Here is a 23,317-nt window from a genome sequence, read left to right on the forward strand (position 1 = left end):
CCCGGTCGGGACCGCCATTTATGTTGGCTCGGTAGCTCAGTCGGTAGAGCAGAGGACTGAAAATCCTCGTGTCGGCGGTTCGATTCCGTCCCGAGCCACCATTTTTTTTATGCCGGCTTAGCTCAATTGGTAGAGCAACTGACTTGTAATCAGTAGGTTGGGGGTTCAAGTCCTCTAGCCGGCATCATTTAGGGGCATAGTTTAAAGGTAGAACTGAGGTCTCCAAAACCTCCAGTGTGGGTTCGATTCCTACTGCCCCTGTAAAGTATATGGGCCTATAGCTCAGCTGGTTAGAGCGCACGCCTGATAAGCGTGAGGTCGATGGTTCGAGTCCATTTAGGCCCACCATATATTATTCCGCAGTAGCTCAGTGGTAGAGCTATCGGCTGTTAACCGATCGGTCGTAGGTTCGAGTCCTACCTGCGGAGCCATGGCCCGTTGGTCAAGTGGTTAAGACACCGCCCTTTCACGGCGGTAACACGGGTTCGAATCCCGTACGGGTCATACAAAAAAGAGTCAGCATTATGCTGGCTCTTTTTTATTTTGTTGATCCTTTTTATTATGTTACTTTCCCGAAATAAATAAAGGAATTTTGGAAAAGCTATGGTATGTATAAAAAGGAGGAAATAAATAATGACGCGAGTTAGAGACTTAATGAGTACCCATATTGTACATTGTACACCGCTAGACAATGTATATGAGGCAGCTGTAAAAATGAAGGAAGAATCGGTTGGATTAATTCCTGTTGTTGAAAATGAGCAAGTTGTTGGGCTTGTTACTGACCGAGATTTAGTTGTTCGGGGGATTGCTGAAAAACATCCTGGATCTAATAAAATTACAAATGTAATGACAACAAATATTATCTCAGTTTCTTCAAATGATTCTATTGAAAAAGCTACAGAGCTAATGGCACAGTATCAAATTAGACGATTACCAGTAGTTGATAGTGGTCAACTTATTGGCATGTTAGCACTAGGAGATTTAGCTATAAGGGAATCGGCAGATGATCAAGCTGGATTTGCCTTGAGCGAAATCTCAGAGCATACGGAGTAAATTGAAACTTGAATTGACCGAGATTTTAATGGCCCTATAAAGAGCTAAATTATATATAAAGTTCAGATACATTATTCTAGCATATGTGGATTAAACTAATATGTTAGCGTGATGTATCTGAGGCATTATATAATAAGTATATAGTTAATAATTTCGACAGTTTTTTAAAATTTCTTATTCTTAATTTTTAATAAGAGAAAAAATGATATACTGATAGATATAAGTATTATGAGGGGTTTTGAATATAACAATATTAATTTTTAATGGTGCAATAATAAATTAATATTTCCTACATAGATAAAAAGGGAAGGGGAATTATATGAAGGCTGTACAGGGCGATCCAAATTGGAATTTGGTTACAGATACATATATAGAACCAAATAATTTCGCTGAATTACTTTCTTTGCTTGTACCTTGTCACCCAAAAGGTGAGGGGAAAGAACGAACTATATTAGTATGGAAAGAGAAAGAATTTTATAAAGAAGAAAATTTAGCGGCATTTATCGTATATGGCATGAATAAAGTAAAGAGTTTACCGCAGTTTCATAAAGATGAAATTCCAACTTTAGTGCGTATCCTTCGCTTATGCCAAGAGATTGGTTGGTATGAAGAGGCAAATGCTTTTATGATAGCACAAGGGTTAGCTGAATTTGTTCGTACTTCATTGGAATATGAAACATGGGATCTTTTGACACAATCGGTTGCTTTAAACTATTTAATTATTAAATATCGTATCGGTGAATTGACAGATGGGGATATAGAAATTTGGGATAGAGTTAAATTTAATGAGAAATGTATAACAGATTGTAAACATTTATTATCTCATAAAGAAGTATTGGAATTTACATTCTTTTATATGTGCAAGAGAGCCAAATCATTATCAAAAGAGCAATTAAATAGTGATATGATGAGTTTAGCGATGTATTGTAATACTTTTGTATATGATTTATATACACATGATTTATTACGGAAATATCGTAAGTGTACAGACTTCCTATCATATTATGGACCTAGTCAAGCAGTTTTAGCATGTCAAAGAGCTGTATTGTCTCAAATTTCCGATCGATTAGACCCGTTAAAGACAACTCATGTAGATGATTATTTATATGTGATGAAAGAAATGATGGAGCATATGACGATAGGAGTAATGGATCGATACGGTCATTTTATTGGAAAGCTACTATCTTATGTGCCATTTTTTGAAATGATACAAGTTCCACAGCATGCATATTATTGTGAAGAATTACTGTATATTTGTAAGGGCATTGAATATAAAGAAGAAATACTACGCAATTATATATTTATACAATTACATGATTGTTTACCATCATTCTTTAAGCTATTTCTTAAAAATAAGCGTTACGCAACGATTCATGATATTCTTTTCTATTGGTGCGATGATGAACAAAGAATGAGCTTAGAGAAAAAATATAACCTGAGCTTTATTTATGAAAAATATGCTTGTGGATAAACAATATTTTCGATATGAAAAATTAATATAAATTAAAAAGGATCTCCGGTTTATGTGAGATCCTTTTTTGTTAGTAAAACAAGGAGAAAGTGATTAAGACAAGAAACAACATTCCATATAGCAGAAGTTGTGCAGTATAACTTCCTTGTATACCAAAAAAAGTATTGGCTTTTTCATACAAATTCAATATATATTTTATTGTATTATCTTTGAAAGATTGGTACACAGTGTCTCCTCTTTCTAAGCTTCTTGTTCTTGTTTTTTGTTGTTAGGGACATTAATATATCTAGCTACAAATAATAATACAGCCATAAAGAATACAGGCAATACGGTAGATAAATAAAAGCCATTACTAATTATATTTGTTATAAGGGCACTCAAAAGAAAAATAGCATTATAAATATGGGCAATTTTTTGTTTTAGTTGCACTTGAAATGATTCCATCATAATTTCTAATGCAACAAAAGCGATGATAATAGATAAAAATACAATGTTTGTATTGTAAATGATTAAACAACAGATTAAACCCAAAAAGGCTAGGCATTCAATTATAAGAGGTATATTGCGTGGCATATAATTTACCTAACTAAATATGGCAGTGGATTTACTGCATTTGTTTTTTCAAAATTCCATTCTCCATTATGTAATTCAAAATGAAGATGTTGCCCGTATGAATGACCTGTGTTTCCCATATGACCTACTAACTGTCCAGTTTGTACTTGATCACCAGCTTGTACAGTGCGATCCTTCATATGAGCATAAACAGTTGTATATAATTTCCCATTGATTTGATGCGCAATGAACACAACATTGCCGTAGCTAGCTGAATAATAAGATTTCACAACTTTACCTGCAGCAGCAGCTTGGATAGAGACGTTCCCTTGAGCGGCAATATCTATACCATAATGCATTTGTTCCCAGCGTATATCAAAGGTTGAGCTAATTCTTCCTTGAGCAGGGAATTTGAAAGCAGCTGGAATTGATGAAGGTTGCTCTGTTTTAGCTTGTGGTTGATTTTGTACTACATAGTGTCTTGCTACATATCCGTATCCTGTGCCAAAACGAATTTTATACCAAGTTCCTACAGTTTCTACTACTTGTACTTGTGTACCGTTTTGTAAAGAACCAAGTAGAGCGCTACTTGTACTAGCGGTGCTACGTACATTCAGCGTAGGTGTTGCAACAGTATATTTTGTATTATTTTGAACTGTGATTCCTTTTACTTGGGGCTGTGAACCATTAGACACGAATGCTTTTTGTACGTAACCTGTTTGGCCATTATGTGAAATTTTATACCATTCACCTTGATTTTCTTGAACGGTAATGAACTTGCCATTTGGTAATACATCTAAAATGGAAGATTCTAAATTAGGTTCAGAGCGAACGTTTAATGCATTAGCATTGACGATGTATTGATTATTAGATTGAAGTTTGTTTTTTAGTAAAATAGCATCCTTTTGTACATAACCTACTTTATTTTGAACAGATACTTTATACCAATCTTTAGTTGTTTCAAGGATGTTCACTTTTGTATTAAAGCGAATTGTATCAATTGACGAGCTATTTACGTTATCTTTTGTATGTAAGGCTACTTGATCGAATTTGACATATCCAGTTTTGACATTAGATAATTGTTCAGCGTTGGCTGTTTGTACATTTGTTTCTCCCATAGAAGGAAGTAAAGAAGCAATTGCGACAGTAGTTGCTGTTAAAGCAGCAGCTTTCATATGCATGTAATAGAGACCTCCTCTAGTTGTATAGTTGTAATTTTATTATAGTATAAAGATATAATATAGTGGGTTTATTCACATAAATGTAATATGAAATCAATATAAAAATAAATTTTTTGAGGATAATGATTCCTTTTTATACAATTAATTGGTTTTATATTTTCTAAAATAGAATATATGTATTGTATAACTTCAGTATTTTGTTGACAATTGAGAAAATTAAAACAGTTGATGATGTCTTATTAGGGTGTTATACTGACAGTGATAATTTTATAGTTTGCTAGGAGAGCTGGTGTTGCCAGCTGAGAGTAGGCCGTAAGCCTTTGATCCTTTTCATTACCTGATCTAGATTATGCTAGCGTAGGGAAGCAATTCGGACACTAATAATGAGTCCCCGTTTCTTTGCGTATAGAAACGGGGCTTTTTTATTTAAAAATTTCATATTGAAACCACTAGGGGTGCTTGATTTGCTGAGAGAGGAATAATCCTTAACCCTTACAACACCTGATCTAGGTAATACTAGCGAAGGGAAGTGGAGCATCGAATAAATGTACAATTTTATTTGCTGTAACCACTTCTTATATATAGAAGTGGTTTTTTATTTAGATACATATATTGAAAGGGGATAGAGAAATGAAATTTTGCGATAGATTATTAGGAACTGTGCAACCGGTTTGGGAGATGAGTCATAGTCATCCGTTTGTAGTAGGTATGGGAGATGGCACGTTAGAAAAAGATAAATTCCAGTATTATATTATTCAAGATTATTTATATCTATTGGATTATGCAAAGTTATATGCGATTGGTGTTGTAAAAGCAACGAATCCACAAGTAATGGGAAAATTCGCTGAACAAATTGATGGAATATTAAATGGAGAAATGACGATCCATAAACAATATGCAAAAAGACTTGGAATTTCTATAGAGGAGATAGAGTCTGCGAAACCATCTGCTAAAAATTTAGCCTATACAAATTATATGATGTCCGTATCCCAAAATGGCACACTTGCGGAATTAATAGCAGCACTCCTTCCATGTATGTGGAGCTACTGGGAAATTGGAAAGCGTTTAAATGATATTCCTGGAGCAAGAGATCATGAGTTCTTTGGTGAGTGGATTCAAGGATATAGTTCTGAAGAATATGGTAACCTTTGTATTTGGTTAATAGATTTATTGAATGAAATGGCAGTTGGAAAGTCTGAGAAAGAACTAGACCGATTAGAGGAGATTTTCCTATATTCCAGTCGATTTGAATATTTATTCTGGGATATGTCCTATCGTAAGGAGATGTGGGGATTTGAGGAGCAAGAACATACTACAGTTTCATAATGTTTCTTTTCATTATGATGAGAAGCCAATCATCCATGAATTAAATGCTTCTATACACGAGAAAGAGTTTGTCAGTATTATCGGACCGAGTGGATGCGGGAAAAGTACTTTATTTCGTCTTATTACAGGTCTAGAAAAGGTAAGTATTGGACAGATAGAACTGAAAGAAACAGAGCGCCATCCGGTAGGGTATATGCCACAAAAGGATATGCTTTTGCCGTGGAGAACAATTATTGAGAATGCTGCTTTGCCGCTAGAGTGCCAAGGTATGCAAAAGAAAGAAGCACAAGTAAAGGCGAAGGAACTGTTACATAAATTTGGTTTACAAGGATACGAGAAAAAATACCCGAAAGATTTATCTGGTGGTATGAGGCAACGTGTATCTTTTATCCGAACTTTATTAACAGGCGGGGAGATATTGTTGTTAGATGAACCGTTTAGCGCATTAGATGCTTTAACGAAGGCCTCTTTGCAAGAATGGTTGTTTGAACAATGGCAAGAGTGGGAAAAAACAATTTTGTTTATCACTCATGATGTTGAAGAAGCGTTATTTCTTTCAAACCGAGTTTTAGTAGTGGAACAGCAGCCGATAACGACTTTGACTGAGCGGATTGTACCGCTTGATCATAACAGAACACGAAAAGATTTATATAAACCGGAAGTATTAGCGCTGAAAGATGAGCTTCTTAGTATGTTACAAAGGCAGGTACTCGTGTGATGAACCGTTTGAAAGAATTAGTTCCTGCCATTACACTTTCTAGTATTTTACTTGCAGTGTGGGAAATAGGAGCAAGAATTGTAGATGAGATGTATATTTTACCGTCACCGTCTGCAATTGTTATGAAAATATGGAAACTAAAAAATATATTATTTACGGTTCATTTGCCGGCAACATTATATGTCGTTTTAATAGGCGTTGTTATTTCTATCGTGCTTGGGGTAGGGCTAGCGATATTAATGAATGCGAGTAATTGGATGGAGAGAGCATTTTATCCGTTATTAGTTGCTTCACAAACGATTCCTATTACAGCGCTTGCTCCGCTCTTTGTTTTATGGTTTGGATATACCATCTGGAGTAAGGTTGTTGTTACAGTTTTAATTACGTTTTTCCCGATTGCGGTCAATACGTATGATGGACTGCGTAGTACGAAAAAAGAATGGGAGGAGCTCTTAGTTACATATGGAGCAACGAAAAAAGATGTTTTTCTTAAATTAAAGTTGCCGTCTGCTCTTCCTTATTTTTTCTCAGCTTTAAAAATTGCAGTTCCGCTTAGTGTTATCGGAGCAGCTATTGGTGAATGGCTCGGTGCACAAGCTGGGCTTGGATATTTCAGTAAGAGAATGATGACGCAGTTAGATGGAGCTGGTGTATTTGCACCCATTGTATTGTTATCATTATTAGCTATTTTCTTCGTCGTACTTATTTCCATATTAGAAAAGAAATTCATTAGTTGGAGGAAGCATTCATGAAATTTTTAAAGCGCATCTTTGTGTTTACATTATTAGTTGCAATGATTGCAGGATGTTCGAGTAATTCAGCATCAGACAAAAGTAAAAAAGAGAAAGAAATAACAGTCATGTTAGATTGGTATCCAAATGCGGTACATAGCTTTATTTATGCGGCAATTGAAAAAGGATACTTTAAAGAAGAGGGAGTGAAGGTGAACATAAAATTCCCTTCTAATCCGACTGATCCATTAACACTGGCTGCAGCGGGGAAGGTGACAGTTGGCTTGTATTATCAGCCAGATGTTGTTATGGCAAGAGCAAATGAGCAAATTCCAGTGAAATCAATTGGAGCTGTCGTACGTTCACCATTAAACCATGTCGTATCGCTGAAATCAGCAGGTATTCAATCACCGAAAGATTTAGAAGGAAAAACAGTAGGATATTCTGGAACACCTCTAAGTGAGATGTATTTAAAAACGATGGTAAAAGAAGCTGGTGGTAATCCAGATACAGTGAAAGTAGTCGATGTTGGCTTTGACTTAGTACCAGCATTAATTACAAAAAAGGTGGATGCGGTAACAGGGGCATACATTAACCATGAAGTACCTGTTATGCGTCATGAAGGCCATGAACCAGCTTACTTTAATCCAGCTGATTACGGAGTACCGAACTATCATGAGCTTGTGTTTGTAACAGGTGATAAAACGTTGAAAAAAGATAAAGAAGCATTGCAAGCATTCTTACGTGGTACGAAAAAAGGCTATGATTTCATGAAGAAAAACCCAGATGAAGTATTGAATATTTTATTAAATCATCAAGAAAAAGAGAACTTCCCACTTGTGCCGGAAGTTGAGAAGGAAAGTATGAAAATTTTATTAGAGAAGATGGAAACGAAAGATGAGCCATTCTTATCAGATTCAAAAGAGTCTTGGGAGAAACAAAATAAATGGCTAAAGGACAAAGGAATGACGAAAGAAATCGTTCCGGCCGATGAGCTATTCGAAAATATTTTAAAGTAGGCGAATGAATATGAAAAATGAGCTCCACGTAATCTCAAATGGCCATATGCCATTCGAAGAGTTAGTGAATGTAGCGATGCAAATTGAGAGTGAGATTGATTATTTGCATATTCGTGAGCGTGAGAAGAGTACGAAGGAATTATATGAAGGGGTGGAAGGTCTTTTAATGGAGGGCTTTCCAGCTTCTAAAATTGTTATAAACGATCGAATTGATATCGCCATTTTATTAAATATTCCTCGTGTTCAACTAGGATATCGAAGCACAGATGTCAAGTCAGTGAAAGAAAAGTTTTCGTATTTGCATGTCGGTTATTCTGTGCATTCGCTAGATGAAGCGATTGTAGCATTTAAAAATGGAGCGGATTCACTCGTTTATGGCCATGTATTTCCGACAGAATGTAAAAAAGGTGTGCCAGCGAGAGGGCTTGAAGAAATCGCAGACATTGCAAGGTGTTTATCTATACCGATTACAGCAATTGGAGGAATTACTCCAGAAAACACAATGGATGTTCTTACTAACGGTGTAAGCGGTATAGCAGTTATGTCCGGAATTATAAGTAGTAATAACCCATATAGCAAAGCGGAATCTTATAAGGAATCAATAAGAAAGTGGGCGGAAAAACATGTGTAAGAAGTATGATGTAGCGATTATTGGTGGTGGTGTAATTGGTAGTTCAGTTGCACATTTTCTAGCAGAAAGAGGACATAAAGTAGCGATTGTCGAGAAGCAAAGAATTTCATCGGAAGCTTCGAAAGCAGCTGCTGGTTTACTCGGTGTTCAAGCAGAATGGGATGCGTATGATCCGTTATTTGAACTTGCTAGAGAAAGCCGAGCTATATTTCCGCAACTTGCAACAGTTTTACGTGAAAAGACGGGTATTGATATTGGATATGAAGAAAAGGGAATTTATCGTATTGCTCAAAATGAAGTTGAGAAGGAAAGAATTCTTCACATTATGGATTGGCAGCAGAAAACAGGTGAAGATTCCTATTTTCTAACGGGGGACCATTTGCGGGAAAAAGAGCCGTTTCTATCTGAATCCATTATAGGAGCAGTATATTATCCGAAAGATGGTCATGTTATTGCACCAGAGCTTACGAAAGCATTCGCACATTCTGCGGCAACTTCCGGTGCGGATATATATGAACAGACAGAAGTGTTTGATATCCGTATTGAAAAAAATAAAGTGACCGGAATTGTTACAAGTGAAGGTAGGATTGCATGCGAGAAAGTTGTTATTGCTGGTGGTTCATGGAGCACGAAGTTACTAGGGCATTTTCAACGCGATTGGGGTACATATCCAGTTAAAGGAGAAGTGGTTGCAGTAAGAAGTAGAAAACAACTTTTAAAAGCACCTATTTTTCAAGAAAGATTTTACATTGCTCCAAAGCGCGGTGGACGTTACGTAATTGGGGCAACAATGAAGCCTCATACGTTCAATAAAACTGTGCAGCCAGAAAGTATTACTTCTATATTAGAGCGGGCTTATACAATATTGCCAGCTTTAAAAGAAGCGGAATGGGAAAGTACATGGGCAGGATTAAGACCACAATCGAATCATGAAGCTCCTTATATGGGAGAGCATGAAGAAATAAAAGGTTTATATGCCTGCACGGGCCATTATCGAAACGGCATTTTATTAAGTCCTGTTTCTGGTCAATATATGGCTGATTTAATAGAAGGAAAGCGGGAGAATCAATTGCTAGATTCATTGCTCTCTAAAACGGTTTAGAAAGGGGATGGAAGTTTGAATTTAAAAATTAATGGTAACCAAATTGAAGTGCCAGCGAGTGTAAAAACAGTAGCTGAGCTACTTACACATTTAGAGTTAGATAACAGAATTGTTGTAGTAGAGCGTAATAAAGATATTTTACAAAAAGATGATCATATAGATACATCTGTTTTTGATGGAGACCAAATTGAGATTGTAACTTTCGTAGGAGGCGGTTGATTATGTTAAACATTGGACCATTTTCATTTCATTCTAGACTTTTATTAGGAACAGGTAAATTCCCTGATTTTGACGTACAGCAAAAGGCAATTGATGTTTCTGAAACTGAAATTTTAACGTTTGCAGTACGTCGTATGGATATCTTCGATGCAAAGCAACCTAATTTATTAGAGAAACTTGATGTGAAAAAATATACGTTATTACCAAATACAGCAGGGGCAAAAAACGCTGAAGAAGCTGTTCGTATTGCAAAATTAGCAAAAGCTTCTGGGCTTTGTGACATGATAAAGGTAGAAGTCATTGGTGACGATAGAACGTTATTACCTGATCCGGTAGAAACATTGAGAGCATCTGAAATGTTACTGGAAGAAGGATTTATCGTACTTCCGTACACATCTGATGATGTTGTATTAGCACGTAAATTACAAGAACTTGGCGTGCATGCGATTATGCCAGGAGCATCGCCGATTGGATCAGGACTGGGTATTGTAAATCCATTAAATTTAAGCTTTATTATTGAACAAGCGACAGTACCGGTTATCGTTGACGCCGGTATTGGTAGCCCAGCTGATGCGGCATTTGCAATGGAATTAGGAGCAGATGGTGTGTTATTAAATACAGCTGTATCAGGAGCAAAAGATCCTATTAAGATGGCACAGGCAATGAAATTAAGTATTGAAGCAGGACGTTTAGGATTTGAAGCAGGTCGTATTGCACGTAAGCGTTGTGCAACTGCAAGTAGTCCTTTAGAAGGAATGAGCGTAGTTGAATAATCGATATTCTCGCCAAGAACTATTTTCTCCAATTGGAGAAGAAGGACAGCAAAAGATAAGAGAAAAGCATGTACTTATTATCGGTGCAGGTGCATTAGGTAGTACAAATGCAGAGATGTTTGTAAGAGCAGGTGTTGGCAAGATAACAATTGTTGACCGGGATTATGTAGATTGGAGTAATTTACAAAGGCAACAATTGTATGCAGAGAGCGACGTAAAGAATAATCTTCCAAAAGCTATAGCGGCTAAAAAACGTTTAGAAGAGATTAATAGTGATGTAACAATAGAAGCTCTCGTTCAAGATGTAGCGGCTGAAGCGTTAGAGGAACTGGTTGTAAACGTTGATGTAATTATTGATGCGACTGATAATTTCGAAACACGTTTTATTGTAAATGATATAGCGCAAAAATATTCTATTCCATGGATTTACGGTGCATGTGTAGGAAGTTATGGTCTTTCTTACACTATTCTTCCTAGTAAAACACCATGTTTATCATGTTTATTACAATCGATTCCGCTTGGTGGGGCGACATGTGATACAGCGGGTATTATATCACCTGCTGTATCTCTTGTCGTTTCTCATCAAGTAACAGAAGCTCTGAAACTGTTAGTAGAAGATTATGAGTCACTTCGAGATGGGCTTGTGTCGTTTGATATGTGGAAGAATGAGTATTCATGTATGAATGTGCAAAAGCTTCGCCAGCATAATTGTCCTTCATGCGGAGAGAATGCATTATATCCGTATTTAAATAAAGAGAATACATCAAAAACAGCAGTTTTATGCGGGCGAAATACAGTTCAAATTAGACCACCTCATAAAGAGGAAATGAATTTTGAACAATATAAAGAGTTGCTGGAAGGTCGCGTGAATGATTTAAATGTAAATCCATATTTACTATCATTTTCTGTTGAAGACAAGAGGTTAGTCGCCTTTAAAGATGGCCGTGTGCTCGTACATGGAACGAAGGATATAAGCGAAGCAAAAACGATTTATCATCGCTATTTTGGATAGAAAAGGATGAGTGGGATGAAAGTGAATAAAGCTTTAACAATTGCAGGATCTGATAGCGGCGGTGGTGCTGGAATTCAGGCAGATTTAAAAACATTCCAAGAGCTTGGTGTATACGGAATGACGGCTATTACGGCAATTACTGCTCAAAACACGCTTGGCGTTCAAGGGGTATATCCTGTTCCGTTAGAAGGTATTACAGAACAGCTGAATTCAATTGGTACGGATTTAACACCAGATGCAGTGAAACTAGGAATGTTATTTAGTAGTGAAATTATTCAAATTGTTGCAGAACAAATTGAAAAGTTTGGCTGGAATAATATTGTGCTAGATCCTGTTATGATTGCAAAAGGTGGGGCATCATTATTACAGCAAGAAGCAGTTCAAGCATTAAAAGAATATTTATTACCAGTAGCAACTGTTATAACACCGAATGTCCCAGAAGCAGAAGTGTTAACTGGGATGGAGATTCATAATGTTGAAGATAGTAAGGAAGCTGCAAAAGTATTGCACGAATTAGGTGCTAAATATGTGCTTATGAAGGGCGGACATGCAGAATATCAAGGTAATGAAGTAATTGATTTACTCTTTGATGGAGAAGAGTTTGTTGAATTTAGAAGTGAGCGAATTCCTTCGAAACAAACGCATGGAAGCGGATGTACATTTGCTTCAGCAGTTACAGCTGGACTTGCGAAAGGATACTCGATGGAAGAGGCAGTTCAAGAAGCAAAACGATTTATTAGTATAGCAATTGAAGAGCCATTGCATATTGGTAGTGGTCATGGACCGACGAATCATTTTGCGTATAAATTGAATAAAACGCGCGCATAGGTGAGTAAAAAGTCAGTTTTATAACTGGCTTTTTTTCTGTTTACTTTTTCAAAATACAGGAGTAATATATCAGCCAGAATACATTTTTTTGTAAACGCTGAGTCCAATTATGTGGAGCGGGGGAACCAATTTGTGCGCCGACACTAGGGGTGAATCTTTCAAATTTGAAAGTAGGGCTACTCTCAAAGCCCGAATCCGACAGCTAACTTCGTAAGCGTCTTGAGAGAGGACGGTGCCATGATGGATACACCACTTCATCGATCCGATTAGTATAGGGGAATATCAATCTATGTTTGAATTCTTTTATGCTAAGGAGGATGGGGTACATGGAACTAACACTTATTTGTGTTGGAGAAGAGAACAAGATAAAGAGTTTAAGAGAGCTAGTAGCATTTCAGCATGAATTAATTATTTTTACAGCAAATGAAGAGATAGCAGCTGAAGTTAGGAATTGTGGGTTTGATTGGACTTATAGTTGTAGTAAGGAGCAGGATTTTACTAGTATTTGTGAGAGTATTAAGAAGGTAATTTTACTAGGGGATGAGCTTCCAATCGTTAGTTTTTTCACAGAACACATTCGCTTTTCTTTCCAAGCACCTATTACTGTTGTTACAAGGAATAAACGATATCCAGCCAGGCTCTATGAATCAATTGGAGCTAAATTTGTCGTGTTTACGAATTGTGATAATATTTCTTTTTTATTTTATGAATAGGGCGGGAGGAAGCGAATATGAAAGTATTACTATTGGGAGATATAGCGAATCGTTGGGCGGTATCGGTAGAGCGAGTTCAAGAATTGGTCCAGATTGATCCTCTTTTTCCAGGGCCATATATTATATTACCATCAAAAGATGCTTTGTATTTAGAGATGGATATTACCGAGTATGAGCAGCTACATGCAGAATTGACACAAGTTTATATTCGCGGGAGAAATTTACGTGCATTTTTACGAGGAGAATAAAGCTTGAATAAAAAAGAGCGAATGCTAAGTGCAACAAGCTATGCACTTCATGTCATTCGCTCTTTTTATTTCATATTTAAAAGGTCATTTTTAAGAAAAGAGAAGAGAAATAAAGAAAATAGATGAAATAATATTAATAACCTCTAATGTAAGCGTTTAAATGGATAGGAAAATTATTATTTTCAGTAATTTACCCCTTTACAAGTGAAATATAGAGGAGTATATTTACTCTCATAAATCATTCATAAAATTTCCAAAAAAACCTAAAATCGCTGAGTTCCAGAAATGGAGCGGGGGAACCAATTTTGTGCATCGTCACTTGGGGTGAATCTTTCAGTTTTGAAAGTAGGGCTACTCTTTAGGCCCGAATCCGACAGCTAACCTCGTAAGCGTTTAGAGAGGAGGTTTACTTTGTGTTGTTCATTTCGAACACTAAGTAAAGCTTAGTGTTCTTTTTTTGATAATTCGATGGTAAATTTTTGCAAAAAGAGAGGGATAGCTATGTTAGATGTTGTAATGATCGGGATCTTTGTTGTGTTAGTCGCATCGATGGCAAGTCTTGCAAGTTGGTCAGATAAAGTTGTGAAAGAAGGGAAGCAATCATGACGATTGCCTTATCGGTTATTGTTGGAGCAATTACGGTGTACTTAGTGTATGCATTATTAAATCCGGAAAAGTTTTAATTAGGGGGAGTCATTCATTATGATCTGGGTCGCAGTTGTTATTACAATGCTGTTGTTTATTCTTGTGGCAAAGCCAACGGGAATTTATTTAGAGAAAGCCTTTCAAGGGAGTAAAAAGTTAGATAAAGTATTCGGGCCTTTTGAAAAACTTATTTTTAAAATTACAGGTGTAAAAGAATACAATCAAACGTGGAAACAGTACGCACTATCATTAGTTTTGTTAAATGGATTTATGATTGTTGTCGTATATTTCATTTTCAGACTACAAGGGGTATTGCCATTAAATCCAGCACACATTGAAGGAATGGAGCCTACGCTCGCTTTTAATACAGCAATTAGTTTTATGGCTGATACAAACTTACAACATTACAGCGGTGAAAATGGTTTATCTTATTTATCACAATTAATTGGGATTACATTTTTAATGTTCGCGGCACCAGCAACGACTTTAGCGCTCGTTATGGCATTTATAAGAGGGCTCGCTGGAAAAGAACTCGGTAACTTTTTCGTTGATTTTACGAGAGCGTTAACGAGAGTATTTCTTCCTATCGCGTTTATTACGGCGTTAATCTTTGTCGCACTTGGTGTACCACAAACGTTAGATGGGGCAGTTACAGCACATACGATTGAAGGTGCAAAGCAAAGTATATTGCGTGGGCCTGTTGCATCATTTGTTTCCATTAAGGAACTTGGAAATAATGGCGGTGGATTTTTCGGAGCAAACTCTACTCATCCTTTCGAAAATCCAGGGCAAATAAGTAATATTTTGCAAATGATGCTTATGATGTTATTGCCAACAGCACTTCCATTTACGTACGGACGAATGGTAGGAAATAAAAAACAAGGCCGTGTCCTTTTCGTATCACTATTCATGGTGTTTTTACTAGGATTTATAACGATTACGACATCTGAGCTACATGGCAATCCCGTATTAAACGAAATGGGTATACAGCATGTGCAGGGAAGTACTGAAGGAAAAGAAGTACGATTCGGAACAGTATTTTCTTCGCTATACGCAACAGTAACGACGGCTGCTGAAACAGGCGCTGTTAATACGATGCATGATACGTTAACACCAATTGGCGGATTAGTACCACTTGTAAATATGATGTTAAACACGGTATATGGCGGCGTTGGAGCTGGCTTTGTGAACATTATTATGTATGCAATTATTGCAGTCTTTATATCTGGTTTAATGGTTGGACGGACACCAGAGTTTTTAGGTAAGAAAATCGAAGGCAAGGAAATGAAATTAATTGCGGTAACGATTTTGTTTCATCCACTTCTCATTTTAGGATTTTCAGCATTAGCCCTTTCTACACATTTAGGAACAGAAGCAATCTCTAACTCGGGCTTCCACGGTTTAACGCAAGTTGTTTATGAGTATACATCATCAGCTGCAAATAACGGATCTGGATTTGAAGGGTTAGGAGATAGTACACCGTTTTGGAATATTACGACTGGTTTAGTTATGTTTTTAGGACGTTACTTCAGTTTAATTACGATGCTAGCTGTTGCAGCTTCCCTAAAAGAAAAAACGGTAGTGCCAGAAACAGTCGGAACGTTCCGTACAGATAATAGTTTATTTGGTGGCATTTTCATCGGAACGATTGTAATTGTCGGAGCGTTAACATTCTTCCCAATGTTAGTACTTGGTCCAATTGCAGAATTTCTTACATTGAAGTAATGGAGGGTACATGATGAGACCGGTAGTAGTAAAAGAAAAACAAGTAAATGAGTCACAAATACATGCTGTAGAAGATGAGGTTAGACAAGCGAAAACGATGGATCGTGATATCGTAAAACATGCGATGAAGCAATCCTTTGCGAAATTGAATCCGAAAGTAATGGTAAAGAATCCGATTATGTTCGTTGTGGAAATTGGATTTATCATTACGTTTATTTTATCTTTTCTTCCAAGCAGTTCTAGTAGTATACCAGGGTGGTTTAATATAACAGTTTCTCTCATTCTATTATTTACAGTTTTATTTGCGAATTTTGCAGAAGCATTAGCGGAAGGGCGTGGTAAAGCACAAGCCGATTCTTTAAAACAGTCGAAGAAAGATGTATTTGCAAATGTTGTAAAAGAAAATGGAGACATTGCCCAAGTTTCAGCAACTGATCTGAGAAAAGGTGACGTTGTTATCGTAAAACAAGGAGAAATGATTCCGAATGATGGTGAAGTAATCAAAGGATTAGCATCTGTAGATGAATCTGCAATTACAGGGGAATCAGCTCCTGTTATAAAAGAAGCTGGTGGTGATTTTTGTTCCGTAACAGGCGGAACGATGGTCGTAAGTGATGAGATTACAATTGTTATTACGAGTAATCCTGGTGAATCATTTATCGATAAAATGATTTCTTTAGTAGAAGGAGCTGCTCGTCAAAAAACGCCGAATGAGATTGCTTTAAATACAGTATTAACGAGTTTAACGCTTATTTTCTTAATCGTTGTTGTGACGTTGCCGATTTTTACAAATTATTTAGGATTTCAAATTGATACAGCTGTACTTGTCGCATTGTTAGTTTGTTTAATTCCAACCACAATTGGTGGGTTATTATCGGCAATTGGTATTGCTGGGATGGACCGGGTCACAAAGTTTAACGTGTTAGCAATGTCAGGGAAAGCAGTAGAAGCTGCTGGTGATATTAATACAATTATTTTAGATAAAACAGGTACGATTACTTTCGGGAACCGAATGGCCCATACACTATTACCTGTAGGAAATGAAACGATTGAGCAAGTTGGAAAGTGGGCTGCGATTAGTTCAGTTTTAGATGAAACACCGGAAGGGCGATCTGTAATTGAGTACGCGCAAGCGAAATCTATATCATATAATAGGGAACTTGCAGAACAAGGTGAGTTTGTTCCATTTAAAGCCGAAACGAGAATGAGTGGTGTCGATTTACAGGACGGAACGAGAGTAAGAAAAGGTGCTGTCGGTGCCGTTATTGAATGGGTGCAATCACAAGGTGGAACAATTCCGAAAGATGTAAATCAAAAAGCAGATTTTATTTCAAAAGAGGGTGGAACACCACTTGTTGTTGCAGTAGACGATCGTATTTACGGTTTAATTTATTTAAAGGATACAGTAAAACCTGGTATGCGTGAGCGTTTTGAACAATTACGTCAAATGGGGATTAAAACGGTTATGTGTACAGGTGATAATCCATTAACAGCAGCAACGATTGCAAAAGAAGCTGGAGTAGATGAATTCGTTGCCGAGTGTAAACCAGAAGATAAAATTGCGGTTATTAAAGCAGAGCAAGATAAAGGGAAACTTGTAGCGATGACAGGTGATGGTACAAATGATGCGCCGGCATTAGCGCAGGCAGATGTTGGGTTAGCTATGAATAGTGGTACGACAGCTGCGAAAGAAGCAGCAAATATGATTGACCTAGATTCGAATCCAACGAAAATTATTGAGGTTGTAGGAATCGGTAAGCAATTATTAATGACGCGTGGTGCGTTAACGACATTTAGTATTGCGAATGATATAGCGAAGTATTTTGCGATTATTCCCGCGATGTTTACGCTTGCGATTCCACAAATGGAAGCATTGAACATTATGAAATTAACCTCACCACTGTCAGCGATTTTATCAGCATTAATATTTAACGCTGTTATTATTCCATTACTCATTCCGTTAGCAATGAAAGGTATCGCATATAAACCGATGAGTTCTAACGCACTACTTGGCCGAAACTTACTTATTTACGGGCTTGGTGGAGTGATTGTTCCATTCATTGGAATTAAAGTAATTGATATGATTGTCGGCTTGTTTATATAAGGAAGAGGGGAAAAAGATGGAGAAGAAACAAAGTATACTATCACCAATCATCCGTATTACTTTTACATTTTTAGTATTGTGCGGCCTTGTATATCCACTTATTGTTACAGGTATTGCGCAAGCAGTAATGAAGGATAATGCGGATGGAAGTCTAATATATAATGATAAAAATGAAGTGATCGGTTCTAAATTAATCGGGCAAAATTTCACGGATCCACGTTATTTTCAAGGGCGTGTTTCTAGTATTGAATATAAGGCTGAAGCATCTGGTTCAAATAACTATGCACCATCTAATCCAGATTTAGCAAAACGAGTAGAGAAAAGTATTGCAGACTGGAAGGAAAAAAATCCAGCTGTTCCAGTTACAGAAGTACCGATAGATTTAGTGACAAATTCAGGTTCAGGGCTAGATCCTGATATTAGTCCACAGGCAGCTTCTGTACAGGTGGATCGCATCTCTAAATTAACGAATATTCCGAAAGAAACGCTAAATCAGTTGATTAAAGATCAAACAGAAGGTGCGGCACTTGGCTTATTTGGAGAGAACCGCGTGAACGTCTTAAAGTTAAATGTAGAATTACAGAAACTATTGAAATAGTAACAGTGCTACCTCAATCTAACGGATTGAGGTAGCGTTGTTTCGAAGGAAAGGCGGTTTTTATTTTGTATGCAGATGACTATGAACCGAAGTTTCAAAGGCGAACACCAGAAGAGTATTTAGAATATATTCGGCAGCAAAATCGCGGAAAGTTAAAGCTATATGTAGGGGCAGCTCCAGGAGTAGGAAAAAGTTATAAAATGCTCTTTGATGCAAGAGAGATGAAAAAAGACGGTATAGATATTGTAATTGGTTTAATTGAAACGCACGGAAGAAAAGAGACAGAAGAAGCAATTGCTGATTTAGAAAAAGTTCCTTTAAAAGAAATAGATTATAAAGGGAAAGTATTTTATGAACTCGATGTGGAAGGAATTATAAAACGTGCACCGCAAGTCGTTGTTGTGGATGAACTTGCGCATAGTAATATTCCCGGATCTAAAAATAAGAAACGTTATATGGATGTACAGGAATTGCTAGATGCGGGTATATCCGTCTTATCGGCATTTAATATTCAGCATTTAGAAAGCGTTCATGACATTGTAGCTCAAATTACGAATGTTAAAGTGCGCGAACGAATTCCAGATTTTATTTTACAAAAGGCAAATGAAATTCAGCTCGTTGATGCAACGCCTGAGGTATTAAGAAAGAGATTAATAGACGGGAAGATATATAAGAAAGAAAAAATAGAGCAAAGCTTACAAAATTTCTTCACGCTTAATAATTTAGGAGCACTAAGAGAATTATCGCTTCGTGAAGTGGCCGATGATATGGATGAGAAAATTAGCCAAACCGTTATAGAACCGATTGGCGTGAAAGAAAAAATTCTCGTTTGTGTACAATACAGTTCAACAGCAGAGAAGTTAATACGGCGAGGTTGGCGTATGGCTGATCGGCTAAACGCGGAATTGTATGTATTAAATGTTGAAAGGGAAAATATAGATTCTCTTTCAGCTGGTAAAAAGCAAACAATTGAAGAGTGGAAGTCGCTAACGAATCAATTTGATGCAAGTTTTGTTTTAGAAGAGGCAAAAGGAAGAAAGCCAGCGGATGTTATTATTGAAGTCGCAAAAAAACTACAAGTAACACAAATTTTACTTGGGCAATCGGCAAGAACAAGGTGGGAAGAAGTTCGCAAAGGTTCGATTGTAAATGAAATTATGAGGCAAACGAAGTATATTGATATTCATATTGTTGCGGATCAAAGAGGATAAAATAGAGCCAACCTTTTTGGGGCTCTATTTTGCTTTTTGCGTGGTAGAGAAGTGTAGCATTTTCATCGCATATAAGATTACGAGTAGAAACATAATTGCTCCTAGGAAGAAAATCCAAAAGTAATTTTGATTCAATAAAAGAAATCCACCTACAAGTGGGCCTGTTCCCATACCGAGATAGCGGATGAAGTTGTACATACCGATAGCTGTTGCACGTTCTTCTACAAATTCTTCCGTTAATAAAGTAGTGTGAGTTGGCATAGAAAGTCCCATACTAAAACCGTATAAAGATGTAACGATAATGATGAATGGGATATTGATGCTATATGTGAAAGAGAATAAAGCAACGCATATAATATTGAAGAAACTAGTGATGAATAGAGCTTGCTTTGTTGTGAGGCGTTTTTGCAAAAACTTGTAGCAATAGCTTCCTAGCATAATAGAAAGGGACATTGGTACAAACATAAGACCAATTTCACTTGCAGTTAGGTGAAACGAATTTGTTAAAATGCTCGGTAAAAAAACGAGGAAGCAAAAGTAAATACAAAATTGAATGAAGCCAATAAGAGTAATAGAAAATCCAGTTGTATTTTTTAAGATAAGCCAGTAATTCTTTTGGGCTTTAGATTGCTTAATTATATTTGGCTTTGTTTCCGGGAGTAGTGAAATGTTTATGATTAATAAGATGATGCCAATTGTAGATAGAAAGAGAAAGACAGATAAGTGGCCATTTATACTGCCGAGATAACCACCTATGAGAGGACCTATTGCAGGTGCGAGAGCAAGTAACATTTGGTATAGGCTCATCGCTTCTCCGCGTTCTTTTCCTTCAAATAAATCACCAATAATTGTTGCTGCAACTACAGGGATAGCTGCTATTCCTATAGCTTGAACAGCCCTAAAAAATAGAAATAAATAAACGTTCGGCGAAAAAGCACATCCGATTGAACCAATCGTACTAATAATTAAACTAGGAATAAGGACAGATTTTCTCCCTTTTGTATCAATCAAGGGTCCATATATGAGCTGCATAATCGCAAGAACGAATGTGAATAGTGAAACGGTTAAATTTACAAGATAAAGAGAAGTATGAAAGGAATTTTGAATCATCGGTAAGATAGGTGTGTAAATATTTTGAGAGAAGGAACCGAGTAAGGCACTAATACAGACAACATATAAAATGAAATTAAGTTTAGATTTTTTCATAATGCTAACCTCCTTGTAATTTAGTTTCCTTGGAAACTAAATTTATTTTAACATGATTTTCTAACTTGTAAAGATGAAAAAATAATTTTAAAATGGTATATAGTTAAATTGTTTCTTTGGAAACTTAGGAGGCGAACGGATTGAAGCATACAACGAAACTAATGGAAATACTTTCAGACATTCGTACACTTTTGCATAAAAAAGAAGAACATTTAAAACGACAAAACGAGAAGTTTCTTCGTGAGACAGGTGTAAGTGATATGTCTTTATCTGAGTTACATGTTATCGAGTGTATCGGAAAAAGTGGTTTGATGAATGTAACGGCAATTACGACAGAAATGGGAATGACGAAGGGTGCAATCTCTAAAATATGTACAAAGTTGTTTCAAAAGAAATTCGTTGAGAAGATGCAAATGTTAGATAATCAAAAAGAAATCTTCTTCCGCTTAACGGAAAGTGGAAATGAAATATATATAGCTCATGAAAAATTGCATAAACAAGCTGAAGAAAAGTGGCTGTTACTTTTAGATGGATATACGAAAGAAGAGCAAGACTTTATTCAAAGGTTTATAAAGGATGTCACCAATCATTTGGAAATATAATTGGAAGAAAAAAATCCTTCTTCTCAAGCCTTTTGAATATAATTTCTGAAAGAACTCATATATAATAGAAAAAGATACTTAACATAGTGAATAATTAAAGAGTCAATATATATAGAGGAGAGAGTAACATGCTTGAAAATACCGGGTTAGTATTAGAAGGCGGCGGTATGCGTGGTGTATATACGGGCGGGATACTAGAATATTTTATGGAACAAGACTTATATTTTCCATATGTAATTGGTGTATCAGCTGGTGCTTGTCATGCAGCGTCGTATCTTTCCAGACAAAGAAATAGAAATAAAACGGTCAATATTGATTATGCATCACATCCGAAATATTTATCGTATAAAAATTTATGGAGAAAACGTCAGCTATTTGATATGGATTTCATTTTCCATGAAATTCCAGAAAAGCATGTGCCGTTTGATTTTGAAACATACTTTAATAGCTCGGAACGTTTCCTTGTAGGAACGACGGATTGTGAAACAGGACAATCTGTTTATTTTGAAAAAGAAGGAACGAATGATGATGCACTAAATTTATTACAAGCGTCTAGTTCATTGCCCTTCATTGCACCGGTAGTAAATTACCGTGGTAAACAACTGTTAGATGGCGGGATTTCTGATCCGATTCCAGTTCGTAAAGCGCAAGAAGATGGATTTAAAAAATCAGTCGTTATTTTAACGAGAAATCATGGCTACGCGAAGAAAAAATCAAAGTTTGGATGGGTTGCAGCGAAAGCTTATAAAAAATATCCGAACCTTGTTAACACGATGCTGAATCGTTATGAAGTGTATAATGAAACACTTCACTACATTGAAAAAGAAGAGCAAGCGGGTAATTTATTTGTTATTCGCCCAGAAGTGCCACTTCAAGTAGATCGTATGGAAAAGGATACGGCTAAATTACAAAGTTTATATGAGCAAGGCTATGAAGATGCGAAGAGACAATTTGCAGATTTACAGGCGTTTTTGCAAAAATAATAAAAAGGCTGTGGAGAAGAGTTTCTCTGCAGTTTTTTTTATTATTGGTTTCAATGCTGAATGTTGGTTATACACGTTTTTAGGTTATGGTATAATATGGATAAAAGTATGTGAAGAGGTGATACATATGGAAAATGTATATAAAGGACTTAGACATACTGGATTTACTATGTTACTTATTTTTGGTGGTGTATTTTTACTTCGTTTTCTCATTCATGATGAAATATTATTGGATCAGCTTATTGGTTTTAGTGTAGGGATGACAATGTTTATTTCATCAGTTTTCATTCAAAAGTACAGTAAAGAATTACACGTGAATGAGAAATATTAAAGGTTCCTAATCTCATTTAAGTAGTTTGTACATAGAGGAGGCTTGCATATGATTTTTTATTCGCCGTATATTTTGTTTTCATTATGACGCTGTTAATTACGTTTCTTCTTTCAAAAAAATCATATAAGAAGCCTGTTATTAAATATATACCAACGTTAATATTGTTTATTTTTGCTGTCATTTTTTCTGTTATGTTTGTATTGAATAACGGAATGGGAGAGCTGATGATAGCGGTCTTTTTAGGGAGTGCAGCGATTGTGAATGGTCTTTTACTTCTTACGTTGAAAGTAGTTCGTGTGATTGTTGCAAAAGGAAAGTAGCGCATCGGAATTCGA

The 23,317-nt window shown here is 36.4% G+C and carries 28 protein-coding genes, 6 tRNA genes and 4 riboswitches; of the genes, 31 read left to right on the forward strand and 3 right to left on the reverse strand.

The window, feature by feature from the left end:
• The first annotated feature begins 25 nt into the window (after positions 1 to 25).
• The 8 genes from COK05_RS21555 (at position 26) to COK05_RS21590 (ending at position 2,524) form a co-directional block, all read left to right on the forward strand.
• Positions 26 to 101, forward strand: a tRNA-Phe gene (locus COK05_RS21555).
• Positions 102 to 111: 10 nt separating this feature from the next.
• Positions 112 to 184 (forward strand) — tRNA-Thr (locus tag COK05_RS21560).
• A 6-nt stretch (positions 185 to 190) separates the two neighbouring features.
• Positions 191 to 261, forward strand: a tRNA-Trp gene (locus COK05_RS21565).
• A 10-nt stretch (positions 262 to 271) separates the two neighbouring features.
• Positions 272 to 348: transfer RNA gene (locus COK05_RS21570), tRNA-Ile, on the forward strand.
• Between the two features lie 8 nt (positions 349 to 356).
• Positions 357 to 431 (forward strand) — tRNA-Asn (locus COK05_RS21575).
• A 1-nt stretch (position 432) separates the two neighbouring features.
• A tRNA-Glu gene (locus COK05_RS21580) sits at positions 433 to 504 on the forward strand.
• 129 nt (positions 505 to 633) lie between these two features.
• Positions 634 to 1,053: a CBS domain-containing protein gene (locus tag COK05_RS21585; protein WP_098614185.1), complete on the forward strand. Its 420-nt coding sequence runs from the start codon at positions 634 to 636 to the stop codon at positions 1,051 to 1,053.
• A 319-nt stretch (positions 1,054 to 1,372) separates the two neighbouring features.
• On the forward strand, positions 1,373 to 2,524 hold the full coding sequence (locus COK05_RS21590) for a DUF3965 domain-containing protein (protein WP_098614186.1): 1,152 nt from the start codon (positions 1,373 to 1,375) through the stop codon (positions 2,522 to 2,524).
• A gap of 240 nt (positions 2,525 to 2,764) precedes the next feature.
• On the opposite strand, the gene COK05_RS21600 is transcribed toward COK05_RS21590, so the two are convergent.
• A complete protein-coding gene (locus tag COK05_RS21600; protein ID WP_098614188.1) occupies positions 2,765 to 3,097 on the reverse strand; it encodes a hypothetical protein in 333 nt (110 codons plus the stop codon).
• Between the two features lie 5 nt (positions 3,098 to 3,102).
• Positions 3,103 to 4,257 carry an SH3 domain-containing protein gene (locus COK05_RS21605; RefSeq protein ID WP_098614189.1) on the reverse strand — a complete coding sequence of 385 codons (1,155 nt, stop codon included), beginning with the start codon at positions 4,255 to 4,257 and terminating at the stop codon, positions 3,103 to 3,105.
• A 269-nt stretch (positions 4,258 to 4,526) separates the two neighbouring features.
• A riboswitch (TPP riboswitch) is annotated at positions 4,527 to 4,638 on the forward strand.
• Between the two features lie 60 nt (positions 4,639 to 4,698).
• A riboswitch (TPP riboswitch) is annotated at positions 4,699 to 4,802 on the forward strand.
• Positions 4,803 to 4,887: 85 nt separating this feature from the next.
• On the opposite strand from COK05_RS21605, the gene tenA reads away from it, so the two are divergent.
• The 19 genes from tenA (at position 4,888) to kdpDN (ending at position 19,860) form a co-directional block, all read left to right on the forward strand.
• On the forward strand, positions 4,888 to 5,583 hold the full coding sequence (gene tenA / locus COK05_RS21610) for a thiaminase II (protein WP_098614190.1): 696 nt from the start codon (positions 4,888 to 4,890) through the stop codon (positions 5,581 to 5,583).
• Positions 5,552 to 6,301, forward strand: a complete 750-nt coding sequence (locus tag COK05_RS21615) for an ABC transporter ATP-binding protein (RefSeq protein ID WP_098614191.1) — start codon at positions 5,552 to 5,554, stop codon at positions 6,299 to 6,301. The genes tenA and COK05_RS21615 overlap by 32 nt, the downstream gene beginning before the upstream one ends.
• Positions 6,301 to 7,053 (forward strand): ABC transporter permease, encoded by a 753-nt coding sequence (locus COK05_RS21620; RefSeq protein WP_098614192.1) that lies wholly within the window; start codon positions 6,301 to 6,303, stop codon positions 7,051 to 7,053. Before COK05_RS21615 ends, COK05_RS21620 begins: the two co-directional genes overlap by 1 nt.
• Positions 7,050 to 8,051 carry an ABC transporter substrate-binding protein gene (locus tag COK05_RS21625; protein ID WP_098614193.1) on the forward strand — a complete coding sequence of 334 codons (1,002 nt, stop codon included), beginning with the start codon at positions 7,050 to 7,052 and terminating at the stop codon, positions 8,049 to 8,051. The genes COK05_RS21620 and COK05_RS21625 overlap by 4 nt, the downstream gene beginning before the upstream one ends.
• 10 nt (positions 8,052 to 8,061) lie before the next feature.
• A complete protein-coding gene (gene tenI / locus COK05_RS21630) occupies positions 8,062 to 8,682 on the forward strand; it encodes a thiazole tautomerase TenI (RefSeq protein WP_098614194.1) in 621 nt (206 codons plus the stop codon).
• The gene (gene thiO, locus COK05_RS21635) at positions 8,675 to 9,784 is read left to right on the forward strand and encodes a glycine oxidase ThiO (RefSeq protein WP_098614195.1); all 1,110 of its coding nucleotides are present in this window, start codon (positions 8,675 to 8,677) and stop codon (positions 9,782 to 9,784) included. The genes tenI and thiO overlap by 8 nt, the downstream gene beginning before the upstream one ends.
• A gap of 15 nt (positions 9,785 to 9,799) precedes the next feature.
• A complete protein-coding gene (thiS, locus tag COK05_RS21640; protein ID WP_098614196.1) occupies positions 9,800 to 10,003 on the forward strand; it encodes a sulfur carrier protein ThiS in 204 nt (67 codons plus the stop codon).
• Positions 10,004 to 10,005: 2 nt separating this feature from the next.
• Entirely contained in the window at positions 10,006 to 10,776 is a 771-nt protein-coding gene (gene thiG, locus COK05_RS21645) for a thiazole synthase (protein ID WP_098614197.1), read from the forward strand.
• Positions 10,769 to 11,788 carry a thiazole biosynthesis adenylyltransferase ThiF gene (locus COK05_RS21650; RefSeq protein WP_098614198.1) on the forward strand — a complete coding sequence of 340 codons (1,020 nt, stop codon included), beginning with the start codon at positions 10,769 to 10,771 and terminating at the stop codon, positions 11,786 to 11,788. Before thiG ends, COK05_RS21650 begins: the two co-directional genes overlap by 8 nt.
• Before the next feature lie 6 nt (positions 11,789 to 11,794).
• Positions 11,795 to 12,616: a bifunctional hydroxymethylpyrimidine kinase/phosphomethylpyrimidine kinase gene (gene thiD / locus COK05_RS21655; protein WP_141539202.1), complete on the forward strand. Its 822-nt coding sequence runs from the start codon at positions 11,795 to 11,797 to the stop codon at positions 12,614 to 12,616.
• Between the two features lie 85 nt (positions 12,617 to 12,701).
• A riboswitch (cyclic di-AMP (ydaO/yuaA leader) is annotated at positions 12,702 to 12,849 on the forward strand.
• A gap of 93 nt (positions 12,850 to 12,942) precedes the next feature.
• A complete protein-coding gene (locus COK05_RS21660) occupies positions 12,943 to 13,329 on the forward strand; it encodes a hypothetical protein (protein WP_141539203.1) in 387 nt (128 codons plus the stop codon).
• A 17-nt stretch (positions 13,330 to 13,346) separates the two neighbouring features.
• Entirely contained in the window at positions 13,347 to 13,577 is a 231-nt protein-coding gene (locus COK05_RS21665) for a hypothetical protein (protein WP_000866309.1), read from the forward strand.
• A 3-nt stretch (positions 13,578 to 13,580) separates the two neighbouring features.
• Positions 13,581 to 13,703, forward strand: a complete 123-nt coding sequence (locus COK05_RS31855) for a hypothetical protein (RefSeq protein WP_001034421.1) — start codon at positions 13,581 to 13,583, stop codon at positions 13,701 to 13,703.
• A gap of 134 nt (positions 13,704 to 13,837) precedes the next feature.
• Positions 13,838 to 13,983: riboswitch (cyclic di-AMP (ydaO/yuaA leader) on the forward strand.
• 95 nt (positions 13,984 to 14,078) lie between these two features.
• Positions 14,079 to 14,183 (forward strand): SipW-dependent-type signal peptide-containing protein, encoded by a 105-nt coding sequence (locus COK05_RS21675; protein ID WP_000887889.1) that lies wholly within the window; start codon positions 14,079 to 14,081, stop codon positions 14,181 to 14,183.
• A complete protein-coding gene (gene kdpF, locus COK05_RS21680; protein ID WP_000150657.1) occupies positions 14,180 to 14,260 on the forward strand; it encodes a K(+)-transporting ATPase subunit F in 81 nt (26 codons plus the stop codon). Before COK05_RS21675 ends, kdpF begins: the two co-directional genes overlap by 4 nt.
• Positions 14,261 to 14,279: 19 nt before the next feature.
• Positions 14,280 to 15,947: a potassium-transporting ATPase subunit KdpA gene (kdpA, locus tag COK05_RS21685; protein ID WP_098614201.1), complete on the forward strand. Its 1,668-nt coding sequence runs from the start codon at positions 14,280 to 14,282 to the stop codon at positions 15,945 to 15,947.
• A gap of 13 nt (positions 15,948 to 15,960) precedes the next feature.
• Positions 15,961 to 18,051, forward strand: a complete 2,091-nt coding sequence (gene kdpB / locus COK05_RS21690; protein ID WP_141539204.1) for a potassium-transporting ATPase subunit KdpB — start codon at positions 15,961 to 15,963, stop codon at positions 18,049 to 18,051.
• Positions 18,052 to 18,067: 16 nt separating this feature from the next.
• The gene (kdpC, locus tag COK05_RS21695) at positions 18,068 to 18,649 is read left to right on the forward strand and encodes a K(+)-transporting ATPase subunit C (protein ID WP_098614203.1); all 582 of its coding nucleotides are present in this window, start codon (positions 18,068 to 18,070) and stop codon (positions 18,647 to 18,649) included.
• A 65-nt stretch (positions 18,650 to 18,714) separates the two neighbouring features.
• The gene (gene kdpDN / locus COK05_RS21700; protein ID WP_141539205.1) at positions 18,715 to 19,860 is read left to right on the forward strand and encodes a KdpD-like non-kinase potassium sensor; all 1,146 of its coding nucleotides are present in this window, start codon (positions 18,715 to 18,717) and stop codon (positions 19,858 to 19,860) included.
• Positions 19,861 to 19,884: 24 nt separating this feature from the next.
• On the opposite strand, the gene COK05_RS21705 is transcribed toward kdpDN, so the two are convergent.
• Positions 19,885 to 21,066: an MFS transporter gene (locus COK05_RS21705; RefSeq protein ID WP_098614205.1), complete on the reverse strand. Its 1,182-nt coding sequence runs from the start codon at positions 21,064 to 21,066 to the stop codon at positions 19,885 to 19,887.
• 140 nt (positions 21,067 to 21,206) lie between these two features.
• Between COK05_RS21705 and COK05_RS21710 the strand changes: the two genes are divergently transcribed.
• From COK05_RS21710 to COK05_RS21725, 4 genes are all read left to right on the forward strand, one after another.
• Positions 21,207 to 21,668, forward strand: coding sequence for a MarR family transcriptional regulator (locus tag COK05_RS21710; protein ID WP_098614206.1), 462 nt, complete (start codon positions 21,207 to 21,209; stop codon positions 21,666 to 21,668).
• A 128-nt stretch (positions 21,669 to 21,796) separates the two neighbouring features.
• Complete coding sequence (locus COK05_RS21715) at positions 21,797 to 22,651, forward strand: patatin-like phospholipase family protein (protein WP_098614207.1); 855 nt, start codon at positions 21,797 to 21,799, stop codon at positions 22,649 to 22,651.
• A 127-nt stretch (positions 22,652 to 22,778) separates the two neighbouring features.
• Positions 22,779 to 22,982, forward strand: a complete 204-nt coding sequence (locus COK05_RS21720; protein WP_098614208.1) for a hypothetical protein — start codon at positions 22,779 to 22,781, stop codon at positions 22,980 to 22,982.
• 83 nt (positions 22,983 to 23,065) lie between these two features.
• Complete coding sequence (locus tag COK05_RS21725; RefSeq protein ID WP_098614209.1) at positions 23,066 to 23,302, forward strand: sugar ABC transporter ATPase; 237 nt, start codon at positions 23,066 to 23,068, stop codon at positions 23,300 to 23,302.
• The last annotated feature ends 15 nt before the right edge of the window (positions 23,303 to 23,317 follow it).

Origin of the sequence: Bacillus cereus (genome assembly GCF_002567495.1) — a bacterium.
GTDB classification, from domain to species: Bacteria; Bacillota; Bacilli; order Bacillales; family Bacillaceae_G; genus Bacillus_A; species Bacillus_A cereus_AQ.